The sequence below is a fragment of the Nocardia testacea NBRC 100365 genome, from assembly GCF_000308775.1.
Classification (GTDB): Bacteria; Actinomycetota; Actinomycetes; order Mycobacteriales; family Mycobacteriaceae; genus Nocardia; species Nocardia testacea.
Genome location: NZ_BAGJ01000078.1, coordinates 51700 through 77738 on the forward strand (window position 1 = coordinate 51700; position 26039 = coordinate 77738).

The 26039-nt window shown below is 68.9% G+C and carries 22 protein-coding genes; 11 read left to right on the forward strand and 11 right to left on the reverse strand.

Going from position 1 to position 26039, the window contains the following annotated elements:
* Positions 1-121 precede the first annotated feature (121 nt).
* Together ON38_RS09885 and ON38_RS09890 are read left to right on the forward strand one after the other, a co-directional pair.
* Entirely contained in the window at positions 122-1675 is a 1554-nt protein-coding gene (locus ON38_RS09885) for a sensor histidine kinase (protein WP_039824191.1), read from the forward strand.
* Positions 1672-2385 carry a response regulator gene (locus ON38_RS09890; protein WP_039824192.1) on the forward strand — a complete coding sequence of 238 codons (714 nt, stop codon included), beginning with the start codon at positions 1672-1674 and terminating at the stop codon, positions 2383-2385. The genes ON38_RS09885 and ON38_RS09890 overlap by 4 nt, the downstream gene beginning before the upstream one ends.
* Before the next feature lie 7 nt (positions 2386-2392).
* Here the strand turns inward: ON38_RS09890 and ON38_RS09895 are convergent, their stop codons facing one another.
* The 3 genes from ON38_RS09895 to ON38_RS09905 all read right to left on the reverse strand — a co-directional run bounded on the left by ON38_RS09895 (position 2393) and on the right by ON38_RS09905 (position 5004).
* Positions 2393-4015, reverse strand: coding sequence for a substrate-binding domain-containing protein (locus tag ON38_RS09895; RefSeq protein ID WP_245563987.1), 1623 nt, complete (start codon positions 4013-4015; stop codon positions 2393-2395).
* A gap of 159 nt (positions 4016-4174) precedes the next feature.
* On the reverse strand, positions 4175-4423 hold the full coding sequence (locus ON38_RS09900; protein WP_039824195.1) for a WhiB family transcriptional regulator: 249 nt from the start codon (positions 4421-4423) through the stop codon (positions 4175-4177).
* Entirely contained in the window at positions 4420-5004 is a 585-nt protein-coding gene (locus tag ON38_RS09905) for an HNH endonuclease (protein WP_039824197.1), read from the reverse strand. The genes ON38_RS09900 and ON38_RS09905 overlap by 4 nt, the downstream gene beginning before the upstream one ends.
* A 565-nt stretch (positions 5005-5569) precedes the next feature.
* Between ON38_RS09905 and ON38_RS09910 the strand changes: the two genes are divergently transcribed.
* The gene (locus ON38_RS09910; protein ID WP_039824199.1) at positions 5570-7747 is read left to right on the forward strand and encodes a malate synthase G; all 2178 of its coding nucleotides are present in this window, start codon (positions 5570-5572) and stop codon (positions 7745-7747) included.
* A 227-nt stretch (positions 7748-7974) separates the two neighbouring features.
* On the opposite strand, the gene ON38_RS09915 is transcribed toward ON38_RS09910, so the two are convergent.
* Positions 7975-8850, reverse strand: coding sequence for a sterol desaturase family protein (locus tag ON38_RS09915; protein WP_039824200.1), 876 nt, complete (start codon positions 8848-8850; stop codon positions 7975-7977).
* 69 nt (positions 8851-8919) lie between these two features.
* Between ON38_RS09915 and ON38_RS09920 the strand changes: the two genes are divergently transcribed.
* The 4 genes from ON38_RS09920 to ON38_RS09935 all read left to right on the forward strand — a co-directional run bounded on the left by ON38_RS09920 (position 8920) and on the right by ON38_RS09935 (position 13246).
* Positions 8920-9564 (forward strand): TetR/AcrR family transcriptional regulator, encoded by a 645-nt coding sequence (locus ON38_RS09920; protein ID WP_083872483.1) that lies wholly within the window; start codon positions 8920-8922, stop codon positions 9562-9564.
* An 80-nt stretch (positions 9565-9644) separates the two neighbouring features.
* Positions 9645-10403, forward strand: coding sequence for an NAD(P)H-dependent oxidoreductase (locus tag ON38_RS09925; RefSeq protein WP_039824202.1), 759 nt, complete (start codon positions 9645-9647; stop codon positions 10401-10403).
* 159 nt (positions 10404-10562) lie between these two features.
* Positions 10563-12257, forward strand: a complete 1695-nt coding sequence (locus ON38_RS09930; RefSeq protein WP_039824203.1) for a hydrogenase maturation protein — start codon at positions 10563-10565, stop codon at positions 12255-12257.
* Positions 12258-12412: 155 nt separating this feature from the next.
* On the forward strand, positions 12413-13246 hold the full coding sequence (locus ON38_RS09935) for an MHYT domain-containing protein (RefSeq protein ID WP_039824204.1): 834 nt from the start codon (positions 12413-12415) through the stop codon (positions 13244-13246).
* Between the two features lie 315 nt (positions 13247-13561).
* Here ON38_RS09935 and ON38_RS09940 read toward each other — a convergent pair whose 3' ends face one another.
* Positions 13562-13996, reverse strand: a complete 435-nt coding sequence (locus ON38_RS09940; RefSeq protein ID WP_083872484.1) for a PaaI family thioesterase — start codon at positions 13994-13996, stop codon at positions 13562-13564.
* 94 nt (positions 13997-14090) lie between these two features.
* Here ON38_RS09940 and ON38_RS09945 point away from each other — a divergent pair, with 94 nt between their 5' ends.
* Complete coding sequence (locus ON38_RS09945) at positions 14091-14576, forward strand: winged helix-turn-helix transcriptional regulator (RefSeq protein ID WP_039824205.1); 486 nt, start codon at positions 14091-14093, stop codon at positions 14574-14576.
* Between the two features lie 93 nt (positions 14577-14669).
* The gene (locus tag ON38_RS34030) at positions 14670-15236 is read left to right on the forward strand and encodes a hypothetical protein (RefSeq protein WP_157181715.1); all 567 of its coding nucleotides are present in this window, start codon (positions 14670-14672) and stop codon (positions 15234-15236) included.
* 28 nt (positions 15237-15264) lie between these two features.
* Here the strand turns inward: ON38_RS34030 and ON38_RS09955 are convergent, their stop codons facing one another.
* Positions 15265-16842 carry an LVIVD repeat-containing protein gene (locus ON38_RS09955; protein WP_039824206.1) on the reverse strand — a complete coding sequence of 526 codons (1578 nt, stop codon included), beginning with the start codon at positions 16840-16842 and terminating at the stop codon, positions 15265-15267.
* A gap of 519 nt (positions 16843-17361) precedes the next feature.
* Between ON38_RS09955 and ON38_RS09960 the strand changes: the two genes are divergently transcribed.
* The gene (locus ON38_RS09960) at positions 17362-17982 is read left to right on the forward strand and encodes a GNAT family N-acetyltransferase (RefSeq protein WP_039824207.1); all 621 of its coding nucleotides are present in this window, start codon (positions 17362-17364) and stop codon (positions 17980-17982) included.
* A gap of 128 nt (positions 17983-18110) precedes the next feature.
* On the opposite strand, the gene ON38_RS09965 is transcribed toward ON38_RS09960, so the two are convergent.
* Positions 18111-20006 carry a CASTOR/POLLUX-related putative ion channel gene (locus ON38_RS09965; RefSeq protein WP_039824237.1) on the reverse strand — a complete coding sequence of 632 codons (1896 nt, stop codon included), beginning with the start codon at positions 20004-20006 and terminating at the stop codon, positions 18111-18113.
* A 273-nt stretch (positions 20007-20279) separates the two neighbouring features.
* Between ON38_RS09965 and ON38_RS09970 the strand changes: the two genes are divergently transcribed.
* Positions 20280-20924, forward strand: a complete 645-nt coding sequence (locus tag ON38_RS09970; RefSeq protein WP_039824209.1) for a class I SAM-dependent methyltransferase — start codon at positions 20280-20282, stop codon at positions 20922-20924.
* Positions 20925-21097: 173 nt separating this feature from the next.
* Here ON38_RS09970 and ON38_RS09975 read toward each other — a convergent pair whose 3' ends face one another.
* The 4 genes from ON38_RS09975 to ON38_RS09990 all read right to left on the reverse strand — a co-directional run.
* The gene (locus tag ON38_RS09975) at positions 21098-21997 is read right to left on the reverse strand and encodes a hypothetical protein (protein ID WP_039824210.1); all 900 of its coding nucleotides are present in this window, start codon (positions 21995-21997) and stop codon (positions 21098-21100) included.
* A complete protein-coding gene (locus ON38_RS09980) occupies positions 21994-23058 on the reverse strand; it encodes a hemolysin family protein (RefSeq protein ID WP_039824238.1) in 1065 nt (354 codons plus the stop codon). The genes ON38_RS09975 and ON38_RS09980 overlap by 4 nt, the downstream gene beginning before the upstream one ends.
* Positions 23051-24445, reverse strand: coding sequence for a hemolysin family protein (locus ON38_RS09985; protein WP_039824211.1), 1395 nt, complete (start codon positions 24443-24445; stop codon positions 23051-23053). The genes ON38_RS09980 and ON38_RS09985 overlap by 8 nt, the downstream gene beginning before the upstream one ends.
* Before the next feature lie 260 nt (positions 24446-24705).
* The coding region (locus tag ON38_RS09990) for a GuaB1 family IMP dehydrogenase-related protein (RefSeq protein WP_039824212.1) at positions 24706-26039 on the reverse strand (1334 nt) is incomplete at its 5' end.

Below are 26039 nucleotides of genomic sequence, written 5' to 3' on the forward strand. Positions count from 1 at the left end.
GGTCTCCTCCCGAGTCGTAGTGCGCGGGCGGGGTGAACCCGGCCACCACGCCCCTGTGTAATGGTGGACTGGTACGTGACGACGGTCACGCTTTTGTGCATTTCGTTCAGCGGAGGAACTCGTGCGAAGCGGTCGATGGTCCCTGGCGGGACAGGTCTTCGTCCTGCAATTGGTGCTGTTGGCGCTGGTCACGGCCCTCTGGGTGGGATACGCGATACTGGATGCCCGGCGCGAGGGCGACCGGACCGTCACCCGCGAGGTCACCGATGTCGCGGTGAGTGTCGCGGCGGCGCCGTCCACCGCGGCGGCGGTGCGTTCCCCGGACCCCACCGCGCTGCTGCAACCGGTGACCGAACAGATCCGGCAGGCGACCGGGGTGGATTTCATCGTGGTGATGGCTCCCGACCGCACCCGGTTCACCCACACGGACACGACGCGGATCGGTCAACCCTTCAGCGGGAATATCGACCGGGCACTGGCCGGTGCCACCTTCACCGAGACCTACACCGGCAGCCTGGGTCCCTCCATCCGCGCGGTGACCCCGGTCTACGCCGATGGGCGGGTGATCGCGCTGGTCTCCGCGGGGGTGACCCGGGCGGCGATCGGGGCACGCTTCACCGCGCAGCTGCCGGTCATCCTGGGTGTGACGGCTGCGGGTCTGCTCGTCGCCGCCGCCGGATCGCTGCTGCTGAACCGCCGCTTGCGCAGGCAGACCAGGGGGCTGGCACCGGCGCAATTGTGGGCGATGTACGAACACCACGACGCGGTCCTGCACGCGGTCCACGAGGGGCTGCTGGTGTTCGGGCCCACCGGTGATCGGGCGGAGGTGGTCAACGACGAGGCCCGCCGGTTGCTCGAACTGCCGGAGGGGCCGGTGACCCGCGCGGATCTGCCCGCTTCACTGCGTGACCTGGACGGGCGGACCGTACGCGACGAAACACATGTGACCGCCGATCGGGTGCTGCTGGTCAACCAGGACGTCGTCGATCTGGGCCGCCGTGCCCAGGGCACCGTGACCACCATTCGTGACCACACCGAATTGCGGACGGTCATGGGCGAACTCGACACCGTCCGCGGTTTCGCCGAATCCCTGCGGGCCCAGGCGCACGAATCGGCCAATCGGCTGCACACCGTCGTCACCATGGTGGAGCTGGGCCGCTACGCCGAGGCGGTGCAGTTCGCGACCGCGGAACTGGAGCTGTCCCAGGTGCTCATCGATCGACTGCTGGCCGAAGTAGGCGACCCGGTGCTGGCGGCTCTGCTGCTGGGCAAGGTGAACCAGGCGGCCGAACGCGATGTCGAATTGACCGTGACCGCCGAGACCGCCATGGATTCGGCGGCGCCGCTGTCCACCCGGGAGGCAGTCACTCTCATGGGGAATCTGATCGACAACGCGATCGACGCCGCGGCCGGCAGCCCGGACGCCTGGGTCGAGGTCACCGCCCGCGCCGAAGCGACGGCACTGACGGTCCGGGTGGCCGACAGCGGCCCCGGTATCCCACCGGAGAGTTTCACCCGGGCCACGGAACGCGGGTACTCCACCAAGGCCCGCCATCACGGGCTGGGCCTGGCGCTGGTGCTCGGGCTGGTCACCCGTCACGGGGGCACCATCGGCACCGAGACCACTCCGGAGAGCGCGGTCACGGTCCGTATTCCACGGGAGGTGCGCGCATGATCCGGGTGCTCATCGTCGAGGACGAACCGTTGATCGCCGACGCCCACACGGCCTACCTGGGCCGGATCTCCGGGTTCCGCGCGGTGGGGCACGCCCGCACCGGCCGCGACGCGCTGCGGTCCGTCGCGGCCGCGGCGGCCGCCGGCACGCCCGTCGATCTGGTGCTGCTCGATATCGGTCTGCCCGATATGAGCGGCCTGGAGGTGGCGGCGACGCTCGTCGGGCAGCGGCCGCGACCGGATGTCATCGCGATCACCTCGGCGCGGGATCTCGCCATGGTCCGGGCCGCCGTCTCCCACGGCGTGGTGCTCTATCTGCTGAAACCATTCACCTTCGCGGCGTTCCGGGACAAACTCGAACGGTACCGCGAGTTCCACGGCGCGTTGCCCACCGGTGCGGCCGCCGCGACCCAGGACGATATCGATCAGGCCTTGGCGGTGTTGCGCACGCCCGCGCGCCAGGCCGACACCCCGAAGGGGGTCGCGCCGAATACGCTGGCGGAGATCAGCCGCGCGGTCCGCGCGGCGCCGGACGGGCTCACCGCCGCCGATGCCGCGACCTCGGTCGGGGTCTCCCGGATCACCGCCTGGCGTTATCTGGAGCGGCTGGCCGAGGACGGGGTGCTGGACCGGCGCTCCGACTACGGCCGGACCGGCCGGCCCCGGACCCGCTATCGCTGGCGGGAATCCCGGGCCGGGCGGTCCGGATGATTTCCGGTCAGGGCGTGGTGAGCGCCCCGACCACCGCGGTACCGAACTCGAGGTCGTTACTGCTCGGCAGGACGGTGTAGCTGCCGCCGGTGCGCTGGGTGAGCGTGCGCAATGTATCGGTGCCCTGGCCGCCGCCGACGACGATGACGTCCACCCGGACCGGAGTCGCGGGATCGCCCGCGTCCTGGATGGCCGACAGGAGGTCTTCCCCGCTGAGCGTGGACTCGTCCTCGGGTCCGTCGGTGACGAGCAGGATCGAGTTGGTGCGGTCGGCGGCGTAGGTCTCGACGGCGCCGCGGTAGGCCGCCAGCAGGGCCGGATAGCACTCGTCGGCGCTGTCGGCGCTCGCCTCGATCTTCCCGAGCGATCCCATCAGGGCGCCGCGGTGCTCGTCGTCGAGGCGGGCGGTACCGGCGATGACCCGGTACGGATTGTCGCCGTCGACGTTCTTGCCGAAGGTCCAGATGCCCAGACCGAAATCGGGCGGCATCACATTCAGGGTGGAGGCCAGCGCGCCGACAGTATTGGCCAGGCGGGTCAGGTCGCCCTCGGTGGTGCTCATGGAGGACGACACGTCCAGCAGCGCGGTGGCATGCACCCCGAGTACCGGGTTGCTGATCGCCTTCCGGAGCCGGTCCAGCGCGGCGCGCGGCGGGGCGGTGACCTGCTGGGCCGGCGGCGCGGCGAAGCCGGCGGCGATGAGATCGCGCTGCTGTTCGGGCCGGCGCAGGTAATCGGCGAACAGACCGGCGATGAGATTCTGTGTTTCGTCCACCCAGGGGCCGGACATGATGGCGGCGGGGTAATCGGCCACCGGTGCCGCCCCGACCGGGACATAGGCGGTGGCGCTGCCATTGGCCGTCAGTTGCCGCTGGGTCACGGGTACGGCGTGCACCGCGGCCTCGGCCGGAGCGGCGGCCGACAGGGTGGTCAGCGCGGCGGCGACATCGGTGGCCTCTGGTGCGGCGGCCGCCAGACCGGATACTGCGGAGATCGCCTGGCCGGATTTCGCGGCCTCCTCGGTGAGCGGTTCGGTGCCGGAGATCGCGCCCGCCACGGCGGCGGCGACGGCCAGGGTGCTGTCACCCGGAGGGAGCGCGAGCTCCAGACCCGCCCATCCGGGCAGACCGATCTGATCGAGCGAACCCTGTTGCAGCCGGGGCAGATCCGCCCACGAGGTCTGGGTGGCGGCCAGCGCGTGTCGCAGGATCTCCGGTACGGCGAGCACGATGGGGCTGGAGGCGATCGATTGCGGGGTGCCCTCGATGAGCCCGGGTACCCGCATGGACTCGATATCGCGGCCGGACACGGGTATCCACAGCCCCGGCCGGGGCCCGAGCACGGGATTCCAGGTGGCGTTGGAGGTGAAGGCGGCCACCATATCGGCGGACGGCCGCTCGGTGACGACGACCTTCGCGCAGTGGTCGCGGACCACCGGCCGGGTTTCGTTGTATCGTGCCGCGATGGCGCGGACCGGGTCGGCGACCTCGGGATCGGCCGTCACGTCGAGGACGGCCTCGCCTTCCACGCACGTGCCCGCGGCCGCCGATCGGTCCGCGGAATCCGTGCCCAGTCGAGAACATCCGAAAACGACGGCGACCAGGACCACCACGATAACCGCCGCGATCACCGGTCCCTTGCTCGATCTCCGGGAAGAACCGGTGCTGCGATGGGTACCCACGGGCAGTCAGTCTATGGTCCTGAACCGCCTCGTGACGCATCACGGTCACGACTGTGGGGCCGTGCTCGCCGCACGGCCCCACAGTGCTTCCGACCGGCTTCGATCCGGCTATTCCCGGATCATCGTGCCACGGTCGAACTCCTGCCCGCCCCACACGCCGGATTGTCCGGTGCGCTCGGCGAACCTCCGGCATTCCCGCCGGATCGGGCAGCGCCCGCACACTTCCCGCGCATAGGCGAAATCCTGGGACGGGTAGGGAAACCACGCCTCGTGGTTCGGGTCGCCGCGGCAGGCGGCCCGATGCCATTCGCGGCTGTCGGAGACGGGCAGCAGGTCTGCCAGAATCTCGACGGTCATCTCGATCCCCTCCTTTCGTGGATCGCCTCGGTGGTGGCTGTCGTCGCGAGTTGCCGCCAGACCCGACGCTGGGCCCGGGCGAGCGGGTCGGGCGGCCGGGGCTGCCAGAGCAGTCGCATCCCGGCTTCTTCCGGAGTGCGGTCGGCCTTGCCGGTATTGCAGGTCACGCAGCACGCGATGAGGTTCTCCCAGGTATTGGGCCCGCCCCGGCTGCGCGGCCGGATGTGGTCGACGGTGTGCGCTCCGGCGCCGCAGTATCCGCACCGGTTGCCGTCCCGCCGCAGGATGGCGGCATGGGTGGCGCGACCATCGGGTCGGCGGACCGCGAGATGGGCCAGGTACCGGTAGCGCACCAGGCGGATCGTCTCCGGCAGCATGATCTCGGTGTGCTGCGACCGGATCGGGAAATGCGGCTGCCTGATCACAATGGATTCGGCGATTCCGCTGGTCAGCAGTACCACCGCGCGGTCGGCCGGAATCCGGGCCAGTGCCTCGTAGCTGGCATTGAGCACCAGGACCCGGGTGCGTATCCAGTTGTCCGGAGTGAGGGTCGCCGGTTCGGCGACAGCGGTTGTCGGCATGGGAATCACCAGGTTTCGACGGCCCGGGACAGCCGGGACTACAACGGATGCGGGAGAGGGCGGGCGGTCAGCGCCGCTGCGGGAGGAGACGGTCGATCGCGAGATCGCCGACGGCGGATCCCGGCTGTCGCGACGGTTCGCCGCGGACGCCCATCGGCCGGTTCGGCACGCTGGTGCGCGCTGCGGAATCGGCGTTCGACCGGGGGTCACCGGCCGGTGCGACTGGATACAAGACCACTCCTCCCTTCTCTGTGTCGTAGCCCTGCCGGGGTGGCGGACCGGATGGAATACATGGTGGCACAGGGTGGTAGCGGTTGTCGGCCCATTTTTCCGCTACCGGATCGAGGTCACCGCCCGGCGCGCCGGAGCCGGAACATCGCCCGGCGCGCCTGCGGCGAACGTCGCGCGGCGGAGCCGGGGCGGTCGTACCGGCCCGGAGTAGAGTCCGGGATCGGGACCTCTGCTCCCCCGCCCACGTGATCACCCGGCGATCGGAGCGCTGCTACCGGTCGGTAACATAAACGTCGACTTTCCACCCGGTATTTCGCGGAAGTGAGGCACGTAGATGACAGAGCGGAAAAAGGTCGGCGGGCTCGAGGTTGCCACCGTTCTCCACGACTTCGTAGAGAACGAGGCGCTCCCCGGTACCGGCGTCGATTCCGCCGCGTTCTGGGCCGGCGCCGAGCGGATCATCACCGAGTTCGCTCCGCGCAACCGGGCCCTGCTCGCCGAACGCGACGAGATCCAGGGCAAGCTGGACGCCTGGCACAGCGAACACCCGGGCGCCAACTACGACAAGTCGGCCTATAAGCAGTTCCTGGTCGAAATCGGCTACCTGCAGCCCGAGCCCGCCGATTTCAGCATCGGCACCACCGGCGTCGACGACGAGATCAGCAGCACCGCCGGCCCGCAGCTGGTGGTCCCGGTGAGCAACGCGCGGTTCGCCATCAATGCCGCCAACGCCCGCTGGGGATCGCTCTACGACGCCCTCTACGGCACCGACGCCATCCCGGAGACCGGCGGCGCCGAAAAGGGCAGCGGCTACAACCGGGTGCGCGGGGACAAGGTCATCGAATGGGCTCGTAATTTCCTCGACGACGCGGTCACCCTGATCACCGGCTCGCATATCGGCTCGACCTCCTACGCCATCGTCGACGGTGAGCTCGAGGTCGGCCTGGAGGACGGCACCACCATCGGCCTGGCCGACGCCGGTCAGCTGGTCGGCTACATCGGCGACCCGGCCGCGCCGCAGTCGATCCTGCTGAAGAACAACGGCCTGCACATCGAGATCCAGATCGACCCGGAGTCGCCGATCGGCAGTACCGATACCGCCGGTATCAAGGACGTGGTCCTCGAATCCGCGGTCACCACGATCATGGACTTCGAGGATTCCGTGGCCGCGGTGGACGCCGAGGACAAGACCCTCTGCTACCGCAACTGGCTGGGCCTGATGAAGGGCGACCTCGCGGAGGAGGTCACCAAGAACGGCAAGACCTTCACCCGGACCATGAACCCGGACCGGGTCTACACCGCGCTGGACGGGTCCGAACTGACCGTGCACGGCCGGTCGCTGCTGTTCGTCCGCAATGTCGGCCACCTGATGACCAGCGACGCGATCCTGGACGCCGAGGGCAACGAGGTGCCCGAGGGCATCCTCGACGGCATCGTCACCTCCCTGATCGCCAAGCATTCGCTGCGCGACGATGTGGCGCTGACCAACAGCCGCACGGGTTCGGTCTACATCGTGAAGCCGAAGATGCACGGCCCGGATGAGGTGGCCTTCACCAACGACCTGTTCGCCGCGGTCGAGGATGTGCTGGACCTGCCGCGCAACACCCTCAAGGTCGGCATCATGGACGAGGAACGCCGCACCACGGTGAACCTGAAGGCATGTATCAACGCCGCCGCCGACCGCGTGGTGTTCATCAACACCGGCTTCCTGGACCGCACCGGCGACGAGATCCACACCTCCATGGAGGCGGGTCCGATGATCCGCAAGGCGGAGATGAAGACCCAGCGCTGGATCCTCGCCTACGAGGACTGGAACGTCGATACCGGTATCGCGGCCGGTCTGCCGCACAAGGCCCAGATCGGCAAGGGAATGTGGGCAATGCCGGATCTGATGGCCGGCATGCTCGAGCAGAAGATCGGTCATCCCAAGGCCGGCGCCACCACCGCGTGGGTGCCCTCGCCGACGGCGGCCACCCTGCACGCCACCCACTATCACCTGGTGGACGTGTTCAAGCGGCAGGCCGAGATCGCCAAGGGCGGGGCGCGCGCAAGCGTCGACGATATCCTCGAGATCCCGCTGGCCGCGGATACCACCTGGTCCGAGGCCGACAAGCAGCAGGAACTCGATAACAACTCGCAGTCCATTCTGGGCTACGTCGTGCGCTGGATCGACCAGGGCGTGGGTTGCTCCAAGGTGCCCGACATCTCCGATATCGCGCTGATGGAGGACCGCGCCACCCTGCGGATCTCGAGCCAGTTGATGGCCAACTGGCTGCGTCACGGTGTGGTCACCACCGACGAGGTGGTGGCCAGCCTCGAGCGGATGGCGCCCGTGGTGGACCGGCAGAACGCCGGCGACCCCGGCTACCGTCCGATGGCGCCCGATTTCGCCGGCAGTGTCGCTTTCCAGGCCGCGAAGGAACTGATCCTGGAGGGCACCGCGCAGCCCAACGGCTACACCGAGCCGATCCTGCACCGCCGCCGCCGCGAGGCCAAGGCGGCCTGTAAGTGAGTGACATCCGATGATCGAAAAGTAACGCCCTGAGCTCCTTTTCGGCTCGAGGCCCCGCACCCGGATCGCCCGGGGCGGGGCCTTTTCGTCACCGGGGCTCTGCTCGAATCCCGGCTCGTCACGCTCGGAACGGTTCGCCGGCGGGTCTGCCGTAGCGGAGGTGGGCCGCGGGAGAACCCGGGGCATGATTGCGCCGGAAAGCTCGTAGGACCGGCCGGTTGTGCGTTTCAGCCGGTACGGCGCGCTTCGGCGTCCGGTGGGCTGTCGGCGGGCTGCCAGCCCGGGGGGCCGAAGATGTACCCCAGGCGGTCGCGACCCCGCCGGGCGGAGCGTAGATCTCGCCAGAGTGCGCCGAATTCGTAGTACTGCAAGGTCAATACGTTCGTGCTGTCGATGTTCTTGGTCAAACCGTAGGTGGGGCGGAAGGTTTCGGCTCGGAAGGTGCCGAAGATCCGGTCCCACAGGATGAGGATGCCGCCGTAGTTGCGATCCAGGTAGTCCTGGTCGCTGGCGTGGTGCACGCGGTGATGCGAGGGGGTGTTGAAGATGAATTCGAACCAGCGCGGGAGTTTTCCGATGGTCTCGGTGTGGACCCAGAACTGGTAGATCAGGTTGAACGACCAAGCGGTGAAGATCATCCAGGGCGGCACGCCGAGTAGGGGCAGCGGTGTCCAGGCCAGCAGTTCGAACCAGGGGTTCCACTTCTGGCGCAGGGCTGTGGCGTAGTTGAAGTAGCGGCTGTTGTGGTGGACCTGGTGCGCCGCCCATACCAGCCGCACGCGGTGCGAGGTCCGGTGATAGGCGTACCAGAGCAGATCGACGCCGAGCACGACCGCGATCCAGGACAGTGGGTTACGCGGGTCGAGCTGCCAGGGCGCGTGCGTGTAGAGCACTGCGTAGCCGAGTAGGGCCGCGAGTTTGGCCGCGCCGCTGACGAATACCGAGATCGCGCCCATGATCAGGCTGTTGCGCGCGTCGACCTTCTCGTAACCGCCGCGGTCCTCCGGGTGCGCGCGCAGAGCGGCGATCTCGAGGACCATGGCGAGGATGAAGAAGGGGATCGCGTAGGTCACCGGCTGGTCGATCTGTTCCCACAGGGTCATTACCTACACCTCGGCTATGTGACCCTATGGTCACTTCCATGGAAGTGACCATAGGGTAAGTTCGGGCGCATGTCAACGGCCGGATTGGGTACCAAGGGCATGCCTTCGGGAGACCGCCGCGAGGAAATCCTGACCGCGGCCCTGTGTGAGTTCGCCGAACACGGGTTCGACCGCGTATCCATGATGTCCATCGCGGCGCGCGCGGGCATCTCCAAAGCGCTGGTGTACCAGCATTTCGCCTCGAAAGAGCAGCTCTACGCCGACTGCCTGGTCGCGGTCGGCGAACCTCTCATGGCCGGACTCGACGCCGAGATGCGTGCCGACGCACAACCATTCGATGTGCCCGCCAACGCGTTACGTGGCCTGTTCGCCACCCTGGGTCCCGATCGCACCGCGTGGCGGATCATCCATGATCCCGGCGCCCCGGCCGGCGGGGTCGCGGGGGAGTTGGTACGCGAGTACCGCGCTCGGATCTCCGCGCACGCCGACTCGGGCGTACGCCGGTTCCTGGCCGCGCTCGGCGACAGTGACCCGGGTGATATCGAGGCATTGGTGCGCATCTGGACCGCGGTCGTCGACGCCGTCATGGAGTGGGCACGCGCGCACCCCGAGGAATCGGCCCAGGACCTCACCGCGCGCTTCGCACGGCTGATCGACACCGTGTTCTCCATCGGAAGCGGGCACCGAAACGCGCAGCGTGCCGTCGGAGAATGAGGGCCGCGTATTTCGTATGCCCGGACGCCCCGCGCGGCACGCGAGGAATGTCCCCGCCCGGTCGCGGTGTTGCCCGGGACATGAAGGTTTTGATCGTCTACGCGCACCCGGAACCCGATTCGCTCACCGGAGCCCTGAAAGATGTGGCCGTCGAACAGCTGCGGGCCGACGGCCACGAGGTGCGGGTGAGCGACCTCTACGCCATGGGCTGGAAGGCCCACGCCGACGCCGCCGATTTCGGGGCCGTCGAGGAGACGAACTTCATGCTGGCCTCGGGTGAGGCCTTCGCGAACGGCACGCTGAGCGCCGATATCCGGGCCGAACAGGAGAAACTGCTGTGGGCCGATACCGTGCTGCTGCACTTCCCGCTGTGGTGGTTCGCCATGCCCGCCATCCTCAAGGGCTGGGTGGACCGGGTCTTCACCTGCGGGTTCGCCTACGGCGCGGGCGGTACCGCCATCCCGCGCTACGGTGACGGCGTACTCGCCGGCCGGCGGGCGATGCTGGTGGTGGCCGTCGGCGGCCGGGAGCCCGCCTACTCCGATCGCGGAATCAACGGCCCGATAGCGGATCTGCTGTTCCCCATCCACCACGGCATCCTGTACTACCCGGGTATGGATGTGCTGCCACCGTTCGTTGTGCACGGTGCGATCCGGGTGGACGACGAGCGTTTCGAACAGCTCGCCATCGATCTGCGCAAACGCCTGGCGGAACTGGACAGTGCCGATCCTATCCGGTACCGGCGCCAGGCGAGCGGGGACTACGATCGCGGGCTCCGGCTCGAAGTGGGCCGCGAGGAGCCGGGAGCCACCGGATTCGGGTTGCATATCGCGTCCTGAGGTGTCCGCTGCGGCCGCCCGCCGCGGCGAATCCGTTCGCGCGACGGGTGGTCGGGGAGGGCTCGGGCTGCGGACGTTCCGGCGCAGGACTAGCTTGGTCGAGTCGAGACCGTATCCGGGGAACGAGTGGATCGGTTCCCTGTTCGATGGAGGAGAATTTTGCGAGTCCTGCTGGTCGCGAGTGCTTTCAACAGCCTGACACAGCGTGTGCACACCGAACTGCGTTATCGCGGGCACGAGGTCGCGGTCGAATTGGCACTCGGCGACGATCTGCTGCGGGCCCGGGTCGCGGCGTTCCGCCCCGATCTCATCGTGGCGCCCATGCTGACAACCGCTGTTCCGGAGGACATCTGGACCGAGCACACCGTGCTGATCGTGCATCCCGGTCCCAAGGGCGATCGCGGCCCCTCCTCGCTCGACTGGGCGATCAGCGAGGGCGCGTCCGAGTGGGGCGTCACGGTGCTGCAGGCGGTCGAGGAGATGGATGCCGGGCCGATCTGGGCCTCGGTGCCCTTCCCGGTACCCGCGTGCGGGAAGAGCGAGCTGTACCGCAACGAGATGTCGGATGCCGCCGTGGCCGCGGTGCTCCTGGCCGTCGAACGTTTCGGTGCCGGGGATTTCGTGCCCGAACCGCTGGACTACGCGCGGCCCGATGTCCGGGGCCGGTTGCGGCCCTACCACTCCCAGCAGTACCGCCGCATCGACTGGGCGTCCGACAGCACCGCCGATGTGCTGCGCAAACTGCGGGCGGCCGATTCGCAACCCGGGGTGCTCGACGAACTCTACGGCCGTGAGTATTTCGTGCACGGCGGCCACAACGAGGACAGGCTGCGCGGGGCGCCGGGCGCGGTGATCGCCACCCGCGACGGCGCGATCTGCCGGGCCACCGTCGACGGCGCGGTCTGGTTGCCGCAGCTGCGGCGCCGCCGGACACCGGGCGGACCACCGACGTTCAAACAGCCCGCGGTGGCGGCGCTGGGCGCCGACCTGCCCGCCGCCACACCGGAGGTGCCGGTGCCCGCGGCCGCGGCGGCCGTGCGCGATACGTGGTCGGAGGTGCGCTACCGCGAGGAAGGGTCGGTGGGCTACCTCGAATTCGCCTACGCGGGCGGTGCGATGAGTACCGCGCAGTGCCGCCGGCTGCTCGCCGCCTACCGGGAGGCCTGCGCGCGGCCGACCCGGGCGCTGGTCTTCGGCCCGGCGCGGGACTTCTTCTCCAACGGCATCCATCTGCACGTCATCGAGTCGGCCGAGGATCCGGCCCGGGAGTCCTGGCACAACATCAACGCCATGAACGATCTGGTGGAGGCGATTCTCAACACCACGGACAAACTCGTGATCTCCACGCTGCCCGGTAACGCGGCCGCAGGCGGGGTGATGCTGGCGTTGGCCGCCGACGAGGTATGGGCCCGCGAGGCCGCGGTGCTCAACCCGCACTACCGCCTGATGGGTCTGTACGGTTCGGAGTACTGGACCTATTCGCTGCCCCGGCGTGTCGGCGCGGCCGAGGCCGCCCGGCTCACCCGGGAGACTCTGCCGGTGGGCGCGAAAGCGGCCGCGGAGCTCGGCCTGGTGGATCGGGTGAGTTCCGGGGATACCGCCGAGTTCGCCGCCTGGGTGCGCCGGGAGGCGGAGGCACTGGCCGATTCGCCCGAGCTGGAGAGCCGGCTGACCGCCAAGAAACAGCTGCGGGAGGCCGACGAGGCCGCCAAACCGCTGGCGGAGTACCGCGCCGAGGAACTGGCGCAGATGCGCCGGAACTTCTTCGAGGAGGGCGAGCCCTATCACGAACTGCGGCGCAACTTCGTGTACAATGTCGTGCCGCCCGCCACTCCGGCGTACCTGCGGAGCTGAGCCGGATATTCCGGCCTTAGCTCAGTTGTGACATCAAGTGGCGAATGCAGGGCTCGGTGGGGTGAAATTTTTACTCTGCAGGCCCCCTCGGGGTATGTCGAACTACTGTCCAGGTGGCCGCGGTTCGGAAATCGACTAGTACATCGGAGTTACACGTGCAACTCGAGCACTTCAGCAATGGGTGGGTGACACCTGTCCTCGCCTATTTCATGTCGTTCATCGGGTCGGTGCTCGGTCTTCGGTGCGCGGTCCGCGCGCGGTCGTCGGAGCAGGCCGGCGGCTGGCTGGTCGCGGCGGCCATCGCGCTCGGTGGCGCGGGTATCTGGGTCATGCACTTCACCGCCATGCTCGGTTTCTCCATCGGCGGTATGACCATCCGATACGACATGCCGATGACGCTGCTCAGCGCCGGTATCGCGATCGTGGTCGTGTTGATCGGCCTGGCGATCGTGGTGCGCGGGCACCGGGAGGTGATCGCGCTGCCGCTGGGTGGTGCGATCACCGGGATCGGGGTCGTGGGGATGCACTACCTGGGCATGGCCGCGATGAACTCCGGCGCGGAGATGGAATACAGCACCGGCCTGGTGTTGCTGTCCATCCTGATCGCGGTGGTCGCCGCGACCGCCGCGTTGTGGTTCATGCTGCACGTGAAGGGCTGGGGCAACACCATCGGTGCGGGCCTGATCATGGGTGTCGCGGTGTGTGGTATGCACTACACCGGTATGGCCGCCATGAGTTCCCACCACGGCGACCACAATGTGGTGCCGGAAGGTGTCGCGCCGGTGGAGTTGCTCACTCCGTTGCTCACCACCGTCGCGCTGGTGGTGGTCGGTCTCGTGGTCCTGGTCGGCGTGGCCGAGCTCGAGGTACGGTCCACGGCCGCGGCGAAGCAGGAGTACGAATCCGACGAGGTCGCGACCCTTACCACCGATCCCGCGACGCTCGCCGTCAGCGGTCGGGAGTGGCCGCGGATGCCGGTGGACCGCTAGTCTGCCGCCTGTCGCAGTGGTGACATCGGGGTGGGGCCCCGGTTGTCGTCCGCGGCGGGGCGGCCTAATCTGGGCCGCCGTATCTGCAAGCTGAAGTGAGGATTGTTCGAATGGGTAGTACCGTCATCGATATCTTCGCGTTGATCATCACGCGAATCGGGGACTTCTGGACCTGGGCGTCCACCGGTTCGGCGGGTTTCCCCCCGCTGTGACGCGGTAGCGATCGCCGATACGGAGCCCGGACGCTGTGCGCGTCCGGGCTCCGTCGTATTCGTACGAGGTGGGTCTTGGGAACCGCCGTGACCGTCCGCCGGTTCAGCTCGGCAGCGCGACGTTCTGGAGCCGGACCTGACCCCGGGCGAGTGCCTTGCCGCTGTCGCTGTCGGCGATGACCACCTGCCACAGCTGTTGGGTCCGGCCCTGGTGCAGCGGTTCGGCGGTGACCGATGCCCGCTGTTCGGTGGCCGGCCGCAGGAAGTCGGTGGCGTTGTGGACGCCGACCGCGAACTCGCCGCGATCGGCCACGGCCGCGCTGGCCCCGATACTGGCCGCGCTCTCCACGATCGTCGCGTAGACGCCGCCGTGCACCACACCCCAGGGGGTGTGGTGGTCGGGGCCGAGTTCGACATGTCCGCGAACATCGGTTCCCGAGACGTGCTCCACCACGAAGCCGCTCGCGGCGACGAATCGTCCGGCGTCGGCGAGGTCCACGCTCGGCAGTGGACCGGGCGGATTCGAGTTGTGTGGCATGTGTCGCTCCCGTGCTAGAAGGCTGGCTTTCGATATACAAGCTAGCCATGAGCCGGAACTGACTGTCAAGTCCGCAGTCAGATAGGCTGGCCGGATGGAGTGGCTCGAATACAGCACCGCCAACTGCTCGGTCCAGCGCACCCTCGACATCATCGGAGACCGCTGGACGATGATCCTGCTACGCGAGCTGTTCAACGGCGTCCGTCGCTTCGAGCAGATGCGCCGGCACTCCGGAATCTCGGAATCGGTGCTGTCCAACCGGCTGGGCAAACTCGTCGACGCGGGCATTCTCGATGTGGTGCCCTATCAGGAGGCGGGCAGCCGGACCCGCCGCGAATATCGGCTCACCGGCAAAGGACGCGCTCTGTATCCGATCCTGATCGCCCTGCTGCAATGGGGTGACGAATACTGTGCCGATCCCGAGGGTCCGTCGCTCACCGTCGCGCATCGCGACTGCGGCGCACCGGTCGACGTGGTCGTTCGGTGCGCCGCCGGGCACGATCTGGGCGGGCCCCGGGAGGCGGAGACCCATGCGGGCCCCGCGGCCCGGCGGCTGCCGGGGGTGGGTTCGGACTCGTGAGGCGGCGTGGCTGCCGCGCACCCGTTGTCTTTCGCGTAGTTGCCGGGCGGCCGGCGTAGGGTTCGCAGCCCCGCGGACGCATAGAGTGGGATCGTGATCTCCGGGGGTGTAACAGGGACGCCGCGGCGTCCGGCGGCGAAATGGTGGTCGCTGACCACGGTGACGCTGGCGGTGTCGGTCGAAATATGTTGTGCGGCGGTGATCTGGCTCGCGGCATCGGACGGCGACGCCGGATATCTGCTGCTCCTGACCGGTGCGCTGCTGGGACTGGCCGTACTGTGGGCGATCTGTGCGGTATTCGGACTGATCAAGTACCGGGCCTGGCTGCTGAGCGCCGTGGTTCCGGTTGTCGTGCTGGTGGCGATCGCCGTGGTGTACTCGGGCGCCGCCGAACAGGTGGGCTGGCGGGTTTCGAAGGCGGCACTGGAAGAGGCTGCGGCGCAGTGTATTCCGCTCTCGGAGCCGAGCCGGATCGGCGTGTACACGATCGAGTGGGTGGACCGGACCGACACCGGGTGTCATTTCTACACCCGCGGTGGCTTCCTCGACCCGGTCGGATTCGCCTACCTACCCGACGGGGCTCCGCCCGAGCGCCGGAGCAGTGAGACCACCTACCGGCAGTACGACGGTTCGTGGTACCGCTTCGTCGTCTCGTGGTGACCCTTCGAACCCTTCGCGTCGACGCCTGTCACGACCCCACGACCGACTGCTGGTCCGCAGGTGGTGAATACACCGATTCGTCCACCTGCAACACCATGAAACCATTGTCCGAGCAGGTGACATACAGTGCGTTGCCGCGCCACTCCGGCGGCGACAGGCACCAGTCGGTGGAGACGTCGCCGAAGGCGAGTTTCCCGGTCCGCGAGCTCAGCGCCTGCGAGGGATCGAACCGGCCCTCGAGGACCGCGCGGGCCGCACTGGGCGCGGTCATCGCCGGGATGCCCAGTAGCGACGCCAGTGCGTGGGGTGAATTGACCAGTTCGAGGTTGCGGCCGGTGCGGGCCGGTGGATTGAAGTAGGCGATCTCCCGGATGGCCTGCGGGTCCTGGATATCGAAAACCCTGATGCCGGAGGAGATCCAGCCGCAGGCGAGGGCGGTCGGATCCACCGGCCGGTCGGCCGCGCAGTAGTGCGATTCGTAGGCGAAGATCGAACCGCCCATGGAGGAGGCGATATTGCTGTCCAGATTCTGTGGCAGGTTGATCTCGAGTTTGATCTTCGCCACGACTCGTGGCTCGGCGTCATCGGAGATATCGATGAGTTTCACCCCACCGGAACCGCCCTCATCCACGGTGTAGACGTGCGGTCTGCCGCCATAGGTGACCGGAATGCTGTGCTGGGTGGCCCAGCCGTCCGACCAGAACATCCGCCCGAGGTGATGGACCTGCGGGTTCGGGTCGCGCCGCTGGACCGCGCTGATATCCAGCACGGTGATACCGCTCAGTGCCGAGAGATACATGCGGTTGCCGTCCGGGCTCACCCCGAAGCCGTGCGCGGTGAGCCCGGTCAGTCCCTGCCACACGACCCGTGGGTTCGCGGGGTCGGTGAGATCGACGGCGCTGAGGAAGCCGGGGGTGATCCCGGAGGCCCAATAGGTGCGGCCGTCGGGGGAGAAGCCGCCCTCGTGGGTGGTGATCGGCAGCGGCATACCGAGATTCGTGCCGGGACCGGGGTTGAGCAACCGTGGATGCGCGCAGTCGGAGATATCGTAGACCGACAGATAACCGGCGCCGACCAGCAGCGGAACCCCGGTGCCCACCAGTAGTTTCCGCTCCCGGTTGACCTTCAGGCTCTCCCAGGTGCCGGCCACCATGGCGGGTTCGGTCAGGGTCGCCGTCGGCCGCGGATGCGCCGGATCGGAGACGTCGAGCACCTGGACCCCGCCGTTCTGGTGCAGCAGGTTGCCGGGGAAGAAGGTCCCCATATAGGCGCAGTGCTCGAAGCTGGTGGAGGTGATCCCGGCGCCGCGCCCGGCGAACTGGCCGACCATCGACATATTGCACCGGTAGCCCTGCGTGCTGCGGCCGCTGTCGCGATCGGCCGCCGGTACATCGCCCTGGAAACCCGGTTCGGGCATCGAGCCGGGCCCGCACTCGGCCCGCGGCACCGACGTCCGGCCGACATCGAGGAATTCCCGCACCTGGCTCTGGATATCGGATTGCAGATCGGCCGACGCGCTGCCCGGCAGCATGACCGCGGCGACCACACCCACCGCCCCCAGGACCAGCGCTCTGGTCCGGCGAAGTCTTCCGAAGGGACGCCCCATTGCATCCTCACGCTTCCCGAGCTACGTTGCTCGACCCGGTCATCCGGGAGGGTTCGGTACACATCCCGGGATATGTTCAGTGATGGTAGCGACCGGGGCGCGGCGTAATACGGGTTTTCGCGGAATACGCGATCGGGCAGCCGGCTGCTTCCGGTGGTGTACTCGGTGGATGCGTTCCGCCGAGTGCACCGCGGCGCGGGCCGGTACTACCCTTCCGGACAGCGAGAGCCGCGGTGGAGGCGTTGGTGGGGTCCGGCGCCCGCTCCGCGCCGGGGCCGAGGGGGTCGGGGTGGTCGCCGTGGACACTCCGGTCCGACCGGGAGCGGCGAGCGCGGCCGCACGGGCTGTTGGTTCGCGAACTATTCTTCGCTTCTGGTGGCTCGGCGCCACGGTGGATCGTGGCCACCGGGAGCGACACCACCCGGCCCCGGTCGCGCCCGGCCCGAACCTTCCGCGCGCCGCCGACTCCGGCCGGACCGCGGAACCACCTGTACACCGACGAGAGCGAGGACCGTAGCCATGTCGACCCCGCCCGAGGTGCGCCCGGCGCGCCGTGACGAGATCGGCGCCCTGGCACGCACTTTGGGCGCTGCCTTCCAGGACGATCCGGTGATGGAATGGTTGTGGCCCGATCCGCGCCGGCGGGCACTCGGGCTGCCCCGCCTGTTCGCCACCCAGACCCGGCACCAGCACCTCGCCACCGGCGCGGTGGATATCGCGCGGAACTCCTCCGGTGCGCTCGGCGGGGCCGCCCTGTGGGACGCGCCCGGGGAGTGGAAACCGTCCCCCTGGCGCGAACTCCGCATGTTCCCGCAGCTCGCCCGGGCGTTCGGCGGGCGGTTGCGTGCGGGAAAGGTGCTGGTGGACCTCATGACCGAGGTGCATCCGGACGAACCGCACTGGTATCTCGCGACCATCGGCACCGATCCGCAGTGGCGCGGACACGGTTTCGGGCAGGCACTGCTGGGAGGCAGGCTCGAACACTGCGACCGCGAGGGCATCCCGGCCTATCTCGAATCCAGTAAACACGCGAATATCGCCTACTACGAACGCTTCGGCTTCGAAGTGACCGGGACCATCACCCTGCCCGGAGGGCCGGATATGTGGCTCATGTGGCGGACACCGCGGCCGCGTGGTTGACCTACGCGCTGTGCCGTGACCTCTGGCGCCATCGCCTTCCCGGCCGTCGCGGGTCTCGTGGTCGGACGAGCCGATGACGTCGCAGCTCGGCTCGGCGGCAGCAGCGGGGGTCCGATCCGGTGGCAGGGTCAGTCTTCGGCGACCACGATCACGCTGTCCAGCGCGGACAGGATGATCGGGGTGTCCTTGGAAGGGTTGAGGGTGACGCCGTAGGCCGGCGGCAGGCCCGCGTGGCGATGGAGTCGGTAGCCGATCGCCGCCTCGCCACGCATCCGCGCCGCGTGGACGACGGTGGCGAAGTTGATCTCCTTGTCCGTGGTGACGTAATCCGGGGCGGGTTTGAGATAGATCTCGGAGCCGCTGGGATCGAACAGGTCGGTGAACACCGCGTGCAGGTGGCGGTTCTCGGCGAGCTGGGTCAGCAGCAGGCTGATCAGCTTGCTGCTGACGATGAAGTCGTCGGCCTTGGTGACCTGCGCGATCTCCCGGTTGGCATCGTCGTTCATCTCGGTGACGATCGAGTACGGGTCGCCGAGCCGGACTTCGATGTCGCGCAGGTGCAACAGGGTCACCAGAGTGCGGTCGTCGGCGTGGTGCTCGTCGAGTGTGTCGTCGGTGAGCACGACGACGTGCTGGTAACTGCCCGGGTTCAGCGCTTCGAGCGACCGTCGGCTGGTCGGCTCGCAGGTCCGGTAGCCGACGGCCAAGTTGGTCCGCGGACAACCGGTGACCTCCTCGGGCGGCGGGTGCGGGGAGGCGATATCGAGTACCGAGCCGGGGGCGACGTACTCGTCGAGTAGGCCGAGAATACGGGGGCCGCGCGAGTTCCACCCGATCAGCAGAGTCCGGTCGGGCACCGCGGCGGCGGCCTCGTCCGGGACCTCCATCAGGGCCTCGGTGACCACGGGCACCGCCTCGGTCGCCAATTCCACCAGCGGGTCGTCCTCGGCGATCACGATGATCTGGTCGTCCCCGGCGATCACGGTGTCCATGGGCGGGTTCACCGCCACCGTCCCGTCGCCACGGCGCAGTCCCACCGGGCAGCTCGTGTTGTACGCGCTCAGCGCATCACCGTAGGTCCGGCCGGTCAGGGCGGGCTCGGTCCGCAGGTAGAGTCCGTTACCGGCGAAGTCGAGCAGGTCCGTGCACACCGTGGACAGGCCCGACTGGCGATGCGACTGAACCACGATCCGCACCGTGATGTCCTCGGCATCGATGACCAAGGTGTCCGGGCCGGTGGCCAACCGGGCCGCGGCCACATCTTCGGACTGGCGCACCGCGGTGACGATATGGGGTCGCCGGGCCGGCCACGACCGGTTGTTCAGCAGGAGCAGGGCTTTGATCACGTCGATATCGGCATCGTCGCCGGGCCGCGGCAGCACGATGATCGACTTGGCGGTGTCCAGGCTGACCAGCTCCAGATCGCCGCGCTCGAGCGGGCTGCCCGACCGGCAGGTCACTCGCGTTCGCCCGGTGTGGCCGACCCGGGCCCGGATCTGGTCCTCCATATCGACCTTGTCCCGGTCGGCCAGGATCACCACGCTCGAGCGGCGGCTTCGCTGATTCGCGGCGGTCAGCTCGGCCACCACGGTGAACACCTGATCCGACCAGCCGAGCACGACCGTGTGCCCGGCCTCGATCAGCGGGGCCCGGCCCTTGCGCAGTTCTGCGATCCGGTGTTCCATCCCGGTCACGAGCACACCGATCAACGAACTGACGATGAAGATCCCGCCCAGTGTCACCACCAGCATCAACAGCAGGAACGGCACGCTGAACACGGTCGCGTCGTCGCTGCCCATGGTTCCGGGATCGAGCGTGCGCAGCAAACTCATCCACGCCACACCCACCCAGCCGCCCTTGACTCCCGCGACATCGGCCGGTGCCAGCAGTGCGGCCAGGGCCGTGGTCACCGCGATCAGCACCGCCGACGCCAGCGCGAGCCAGCCGATCAATGCCGGAGTCCCGCGATCCATCGTCCGGTCGAACCAGAATCGCAGCCGGTCACGCACTCTGATCCTGGCCACACGCACCCCAACTCACACTCACACCCACAGCAACCCGTCGCTGACGAACCTAGCTTTCCGCAGCGAATGACGCACCCCTGAAACAACATTCATGTCCCGCCGGCCGGCCCCGGCTTGGTCACCGTGGCGCTCGGTGAATGCCCCGACGACCCTTCGCTCGACAGCCGCGCGGGTGGCCCCCGCGATCGGCGGCCAGGGGGTGACTCGGCGAGCCGAGGCCGATCAGGGATTTCCCCGATGTACCGGGGCGGCCCCGGCTGGTTTGCTGAGTGCATGGCCGGCAACACAACCCGCGGTGAACTGAACCGCGTGGAACAGTTCTTCGACCGTATCGCCGACGGGTACGACCGGCAGATCGGCTGGTCCGAACGGGTACTGCTCGGGGACGCGCGCCGTTGGGCGATCGACCGGGCCCACGGGACGGTGGTGGAGATCGGGGTGGGCAGCGGGTTGAACCTGCCGCTCTACGGCACCGGAGTGGAGCGGGTGATCGGGGTGGACCTGTCCGAGCGGATGCTCGACCTCGCGCGTGCCCGTTCGGCGCCGGTGCCGGTGGAGTTGCGGCACGAAGATGCCCAGCGGCTGGAGTTGCCGGCCGAGTCGGCGGATACGGTGGTCTCCACCTACACCTTCTGCACGATCCCGGACCCCGCCGCGGCCGCGGCGGGGGCATGGCGGGTGTTGCGCCCGGGCGGTGTGTTCGTCGGGGTCGAGCACGGTCCGGCCCGTGCGCGCCCGATGGCGGCGCTCATGCGCCTGATCGAACCGCTGGCGGTGCGGTTCGCGGCGGACCATCTCACCCGGGAACCGGTCGGCTACCTCACCGGTGCGGGGTTCACCCTCGAACACTTCGCCCGTACCGGCCGCGGCGGGGTGGTGTTCCGAGTGGTGGCGCGGAAACCCGAACACACCGGCTGATCGCGAGCCGGAGACGATCGGCACCGGAGGTGGGCCCGTTCGCGGGGTGGGCCCGCCGCGGACGCGGATCGCGGGGTACGTCGGTGGAGCGAGAAGGCCGAGGTTCCGGCATCCGGCCGCGCACCGCGCGGGCAGCTGCCGGCCGACCGGTCCACCGGCGCGAGACGGACACGTCAGTCGGGTAGTTGTTCGAGCAGCGATTCCAGGCTCGTGAGCAACCGGCTGCGCAGCAGCCCCGCCCGGTGCGCGATCTCGGCTTGGCGGCGGACATATTCGGCCCGCCCGCCCGGGGTTTCGATCCGCACCGGCTCGTATCCGTGTGCGCGCAGATCGTACGGGCTGGCCCGCATATCGAGGGTGCGGGCGTCCAGCGCCAGCGCGAAACAGTCCAGGAGCAGGTCCGAGGCGAGCAGCGGCGTCGCCTTGAAACCCCACTTGTACAGATCCATATTGGCGTGCAGGCAACCCGGCTGCTCGGCATGGATCTGGTCGTCGCGGGTCAGCTGCCTGTTGTTGCGGGGGGCGGCGGCCGGGGTGAAGAACCGGAACGCGTCGAAATGGGTACAGCGCACCGGCATCGACTCGACCACCGCGTCGGTACCGGCGGCGCCGAGCCGCAGCGGCACCGAATCGTGGCGGACCTCCCCGGTGCGATACACCATCGCCCATTCGTGCAGGCCGAAGCAGGACAGCTGAGCGGGCCGGGACGCGGTCGCGCGCAGTAGATCCGCGATATAGGTGAGCGTCTCGGCGCGGGCCCGCAGGAACTCCGGGTCGGCGGTCACCACCGGTCCGGTGTCCGCGCCGGCCTCGTCGATTCGCCGATAACCGCGCAGGCCGGCGTACTCGGCGGCATCGGCCAGCGCGACCCCGAATCCCGGATGCCAGCGGCGTAACCGGGCCGGTTTGTGGCCGTAGTAGGTGAACAGGAAATCGAGCACCGGATGTTTCGCCCCGGCGGCCCGCGCTCGCAGGTACGGACCGGCCAGGGCGTCGAGGCGATCACGGTGCGCGGCGGCGCGCCGGCGCCATTCGGCCGCGTCGAGCACCGAACCGGTGGCCGCAACCGTCATTCGGCGACCCGGTGCGTGGTATCGCGGACGGTACCGACGAACTCCTCGACGAGATCCTCGAGCGCGACGATGCCGACCGTATTGCCCCGTGCGTCCACCACCCGCCCCAGATGACTGCTGGTACGGCGCAGCCGGGCCAGTGCCTCGTAGAGGGTGGTACCCATCAGCACGGTCGGCAGCGGCCTGATATCGGTGCGCGGGATCTCGGTGCCGGGACCCGCGGTCTCGTCGGAGACCTTGTCCAGCACATCCTTGACGTGCAGATATCCGACCAGCGAACCGTCGGAGGCGCGGACCGGGTATCGGGAGAAACCGGTTTCCGCGACGGCGTTCTCGATATCGCCGAGGGTGGTGCCGCGGGCACGCAGCGGGATCGTGCGCACCTGCGCGAGCGGCACCATGACCTCTGCGACGAACCGCTCCCCGGTACCCAGCGCCTGGGTGAGGCGGCGGTGCTCCTCCTCGTCCAGCAGGCCCTCGGACCGTGATTCGCCGATCATCTCGGCCAGTTCGTCGCTCGACACCGTGGCCTCGAGTTCGTCCTTGGGTTCGATGCGCAGCATCCGCAGCGACAGGTTGGCGGCGAAGTTGTAGACCGCGATGAGCGGCCGGGCGATCCGCAGCCAGGCCAGATGCAGCGGCACCAGCAGCAGCGCACTGCGTTCGGGGCCGGCCAGCGCGATGTTCTTCGGGATCATCTCGCCCAGCAGAATGTGCAGGATCACCACGATGGCCAGGGCCAGCACGAACGACACCGGATGCAGCAGTGCCTCGGGCAGTCCCGCGAGCTCGAACGGACGCTCCAGTAGATGGGCCACGGCCGGCTCGCCCACCCGGCCCAGCAGGATCGAGCAGATGGTGATGCCCAGCTGTGCGGCGGCCAGCATCATCGACAGGTTCTGCCCGGCCCGGATCACGGTGTCGGCATTGCGTTTACCCTGCGCGGCCAGCGCTTCGAGCCGGTCGCGGCGGGCGGAGATGAGCGCGAACTCGGCGCCGACGAAGAAGGCGTTACCCGCCAGCAGGACCACGGTCAGCAGTACTCCGAACAGGTCACCCATGGCGGACCTCCCGGCCGGTGGGCTGCTGGTCGCGCCGGTCGATCGCCGCGGCATCCGCCGGGACCAGGCGGACCCGGTCGATGCGCCGTCCGTCCATCCGCTCCACCCGGGCCAGCCAGCCGCCCTGGCCGTCGCCGTGGCGGCGTTCGTGGCCGCGCTCGGGCAGCACGACGGTATCGCCGGCCACGGGGATCCGGCCCAGCCGGGTGAGCACCAGCCCACCGAGGGTTTCGTACTCGCCCTCGGGAGCGATGTAGCCGGTCGCCCGGCTCACCTCGTCGATCCGGAGCAGGCCCGAGCAATCCCAGCCGTCGGAGACCCGGCGCACCTCACGTTCCTCTTCGTCGTGCTCGTCGCGTACGTCGCCGAGGATCTCCTCGATGATGTCCTCCATGGTGACCAGGCCCGCGGTGCCGCCGTACTCGTCGACGACCAGCGCGACCTGCATACCGTCGGCGCGGACCCGTTCCAGCACCTCGTCACCGTCGAGGCTGGCCGGGAGTACCTGCACCGGCTGCGCGATCTGCGCGAGCCCCACCCCGGCACGCGTGCGCGCGGGATGGGTGAACGCCTGTTTGACGTGCACGACACCCAGAGTGTTGTCCAGGTCGCCGTCGATCACCGGGAACCGCGAGTAGCCGGTGCGGGCGGCCGCGGCGAGCAGATCGCCGATGGTGTCGGTGCGGTCGAGGGCCTCGATCTTCACGCGCGGAGTCATCAGCTCCTCGGCGCTGCGCTCACCGAACTGCAATGAGCGGTCCAGCAGTTGCGCGGTGCGCTGATCGAGCGCGCCGTGCTGGGCAGAGGTGCGCACCAGCGAACCGAGTTCCTGCGGCGACCGCGCCGAGCGCAGTTCCTCCGCGGGTTCCACGCCGAACCGGCGGACCGCCCAGTTGGCGGTGCCGTTGAGGAACTGGATCATCGGCTTGAACACCGCCGAGAACGCCACCATGGGCCCGGCGGTGGCCCGCGCGGTGGCCATGGGCGCGGCAATGGCGATGTTCTTGGGAACCAGTTCGCCGTAGATCATCGACAGCGAGGTCGCCAGGATGAGCGCCAAGGCCAGGGCGATGCCGGTCGCGGCGGAATCGGGGACCCCGAGCAGGGTGAACAGCGGTTCGAGCAACCGTGCCAGCACGGGTTCGGCGATATAACCGGTGATCAGTGTGGTGATGGTGATACCGAGCTGGGCGCCGGACAGCTGGAAGGACAGGGTGCGATGCGCCTGCCGGACCGCCCGGGCCCGGACATCGCCGTCGCGCGCGTGCGCCTCGACGGTGCTGCGTTCCAGCGCGGTGAGCGAGAATTCCGCGGCCACGAACAACGCGGTGCCGGCGGTGAGTGCCACGAACCCGATGAGGCTGAGGACGGTGAGTGCGACGGCCACCTCAGCACCCCCCGGCGGGCATCGGTATCAGCGATGAGGAAAGGGCCGGAGAGAGGAGGGTCGTGCAGCGGAGGACGCCGGGTCTGTCACCCGGCTCGATAGATGAGCCCTCCTGAGTGGCGCCCTCGGACGCGGGTGACAACTGGATCCTTTCGTCCTGATGATTGCGGCCGACGGTCGCCGACGGTTCTCATGCTACCGCGACCGTGCGCGCGGGCGCACGGTCGCGTGGGCGGCGACGCGCGGTGATGTGGCCGGGGTCACCACCCGCCCGGCAGCGGACGGCCTTCGGCGAATCCGGCGGTCGACTGCACTCCGACCACCGCGCGCTCCCGGAATTCGGCGAGATCGCGGGCGCCGGCGTAGGTGCAGGCGCTGCGCACCCCGGAGCAGATGTGGTCGATGAGGTCCTCGACGCCGGGACGCTCGGGATCCAGCAGCATCCGGGAACTGGAGATACCCTCTTCGAACAGCGCCTTACGGGCCCGGTCGTAGCCGCGATCGGCGGCGGTCCGTGCCGCGACCGCGCGTTTGGAGGCCATGCCGAAGCTCTCCTTGTACGCGCGACCGTCCCGATCGACCCGCAGGTCACCGGGCGATTCGTAGGTGCCGGCGAACCAGGATCCGATCATGACGTTGGACGCGCCCGCCGCCAGGGCCAGGGCGACATCGCGGGGATGGCGGACCCCGCCGTCGGCCCAGACGTGGGCGCCCACGTCGGCGGCCGCGGCCGCGCATTCGGCGACCGCGGAGAACTGCGGCCGGCCCACGCCGGTCATCATGCGGGTGGTGCACATGGCGCCGGGCCCGACACCGACCTTGACGATATCGGCGCCGGCGGCGACGAGATCCCGGGTGCCCTCGGCCGAGACCGTGTTCCCGGCGACCAGCGGCACGCCGAGGCCGAGATCGCGGATCGCGCTCAGGGTTTCCAGCATCTTCACCTGGTGCCCGTGCGCGGTGTCCACCACCAGGACATCGGCGCCGGCGTCGACCAGTGCCTTGGCCTTCGCGGGCACATCCCCGTTGATCCCGACCGCGGCCGCGATCCGCAACCGCCCCTCGTCGTCGACGGCCGGGGTGTAGATACCGTGCCGGACCGCGCCGGTGCGGGTGAGCACGCCGGCCAGGGTGCCGTCCGGTGCGAGTAGTACGGCGGGCCCGGCATGCGCGGCCTCGAGGCGGTCGAAGATATAGGACGCCTCGGCGGTCGCCGGGACGGTGACGAAATCGGTGGTGGCGACCTCGTGCAGCCGGGCGAATCGATCGACGTCGGCGCAGGCCTCCTCGGTGACCAGCCCGATGGGCCGTCCGTTGTCGACCACCACGACCGCGCCGTGCGCGCGCTTGTGGATCAGTGCCAGCGCATCGGAGACGGAGTGGTCGGCGGTGAGCGTGACCGGGGTGTCGGCGATCAGCGACCGGCTCTTGACGAAGGCGATGGTCTCGGCGACGGCGCTGTTGGGCAGATCCTGCGGTAGCACCACGATTCCGCCGCGCCGGGCCACGGTCTCGGCCATCCGGCGGCCCGCGACCGCGGTCATGTTGGCGACGACCAGCGGGATGGTGGTGCCCGAGCCGTCGGCCGTCGCGA

What these genes read in the sequence shown, in the direction of transcription:
- ON38_RS09890 (WP_039824192.1), top strand. Translation starts at nt 1,672, where the DNA reads ATGATCCGGGTGCTCATCGTCGAGGACGAACCGTTGATCGCCGACGCC.
- ON38_RS09900 (WP_039824195.1), bottom strand. Translation starts at nt 4,423, where the DNA reads ATGACCGTCGAGATTCTGGCAGACCTGCTGCCCGTCTCCGACAGCCGC.
- ON38_RS09905 (WP_039824197.1), bottom strand. Translation starts at nt 5,004, where the DNA reads ATGCCGACAACCGCTGTCGCCGAACCGGCGACCCTCACTCCGGACAAC.
- ON38_RS09910 (WP_039824199.1), top strand. Translation starts at nt 5,570, where the DNA reads ATGACAGAGCGGAAAAAGGTCGGCGGGCTCGAGGTTGCCACCGTTCTC.
- ON38_RS09915 (WP_039824200.1), bottom strand. Translation starts at nt 8,850, where the DNA reads ATGACCCTGTGGGAACAGATCGACCAGCCGGTGACCTACGCGATCCCC.
- ON38_RS09920 (WP_083872483.1), top strand. Translation starts at nt 8,920, where the DNA reads ATGTCAACGGCCGGATTGGGTACCAAGGGCATGCCTTCGGGAGACCGC.
- ON38_RS09925 (WP_039824202.1), top strand. Translation starts at nt 9,645, where the DNA reads ATGAAGGTTTTGATCGTCTACGCGCACCCGGAACCCGATTCGCTCACC.
- ON38_RS09940 (WP_083872484.1), bottom strand. Translation starts at nt 13,996, where the DNA reads ATGCCACACAACTCGAATCCGCCCGGTCCACTGCCGAGCGTGGACCTC.
- ON38_RS09945 (WP_039824205.1), top strand. Translation starts at nt 14,091, where the DNA reads ATGGAGTGGCTCGAATACAGCACCGCCAACTGCTCGGTCCAGCGCACC.
- ON38_RS09955 (WP_039824206.1), bottom strand. Translation starts at nt 16,842, where the DNA reads ATGGGGCGTCCCTTCGGAAGACTTCGCCGGACCAGAGCGCTGGTCCTG.
- ON38_RS09960 (WP_039824207.1), top strand. Translation starts at nt 17,362, where the DNA reads ATGTCGACCCCGCCCGAGGTGCGCCCGGCGCGCCGTGACGAGATCGGC.
- ON38_RS09970 (WP_039824209.1), top strand. Translation starts at nt 20,280, where the DNA reads ATGGCCGGCAACACAACCCGCGGTGAACTGAACCGCGTGGAACAGTTC.
- ON38_RS09975 (WP_039824210.1), bottom strand. Translation starts at nt 21,997, where the DNA reads ATGACGGTTGCGGCCACCGGTTCGGTGCTCGACGCGGCCGAATGGCGC.
- ON38_RS09980 (WP_039824238.1), bottom strand. Translation starts at nt 23,058, where the DNA reads ATGGGTGACCTGTTCGGAGTACTGCTGACCGTGGTCCTGCTGGCGGGT.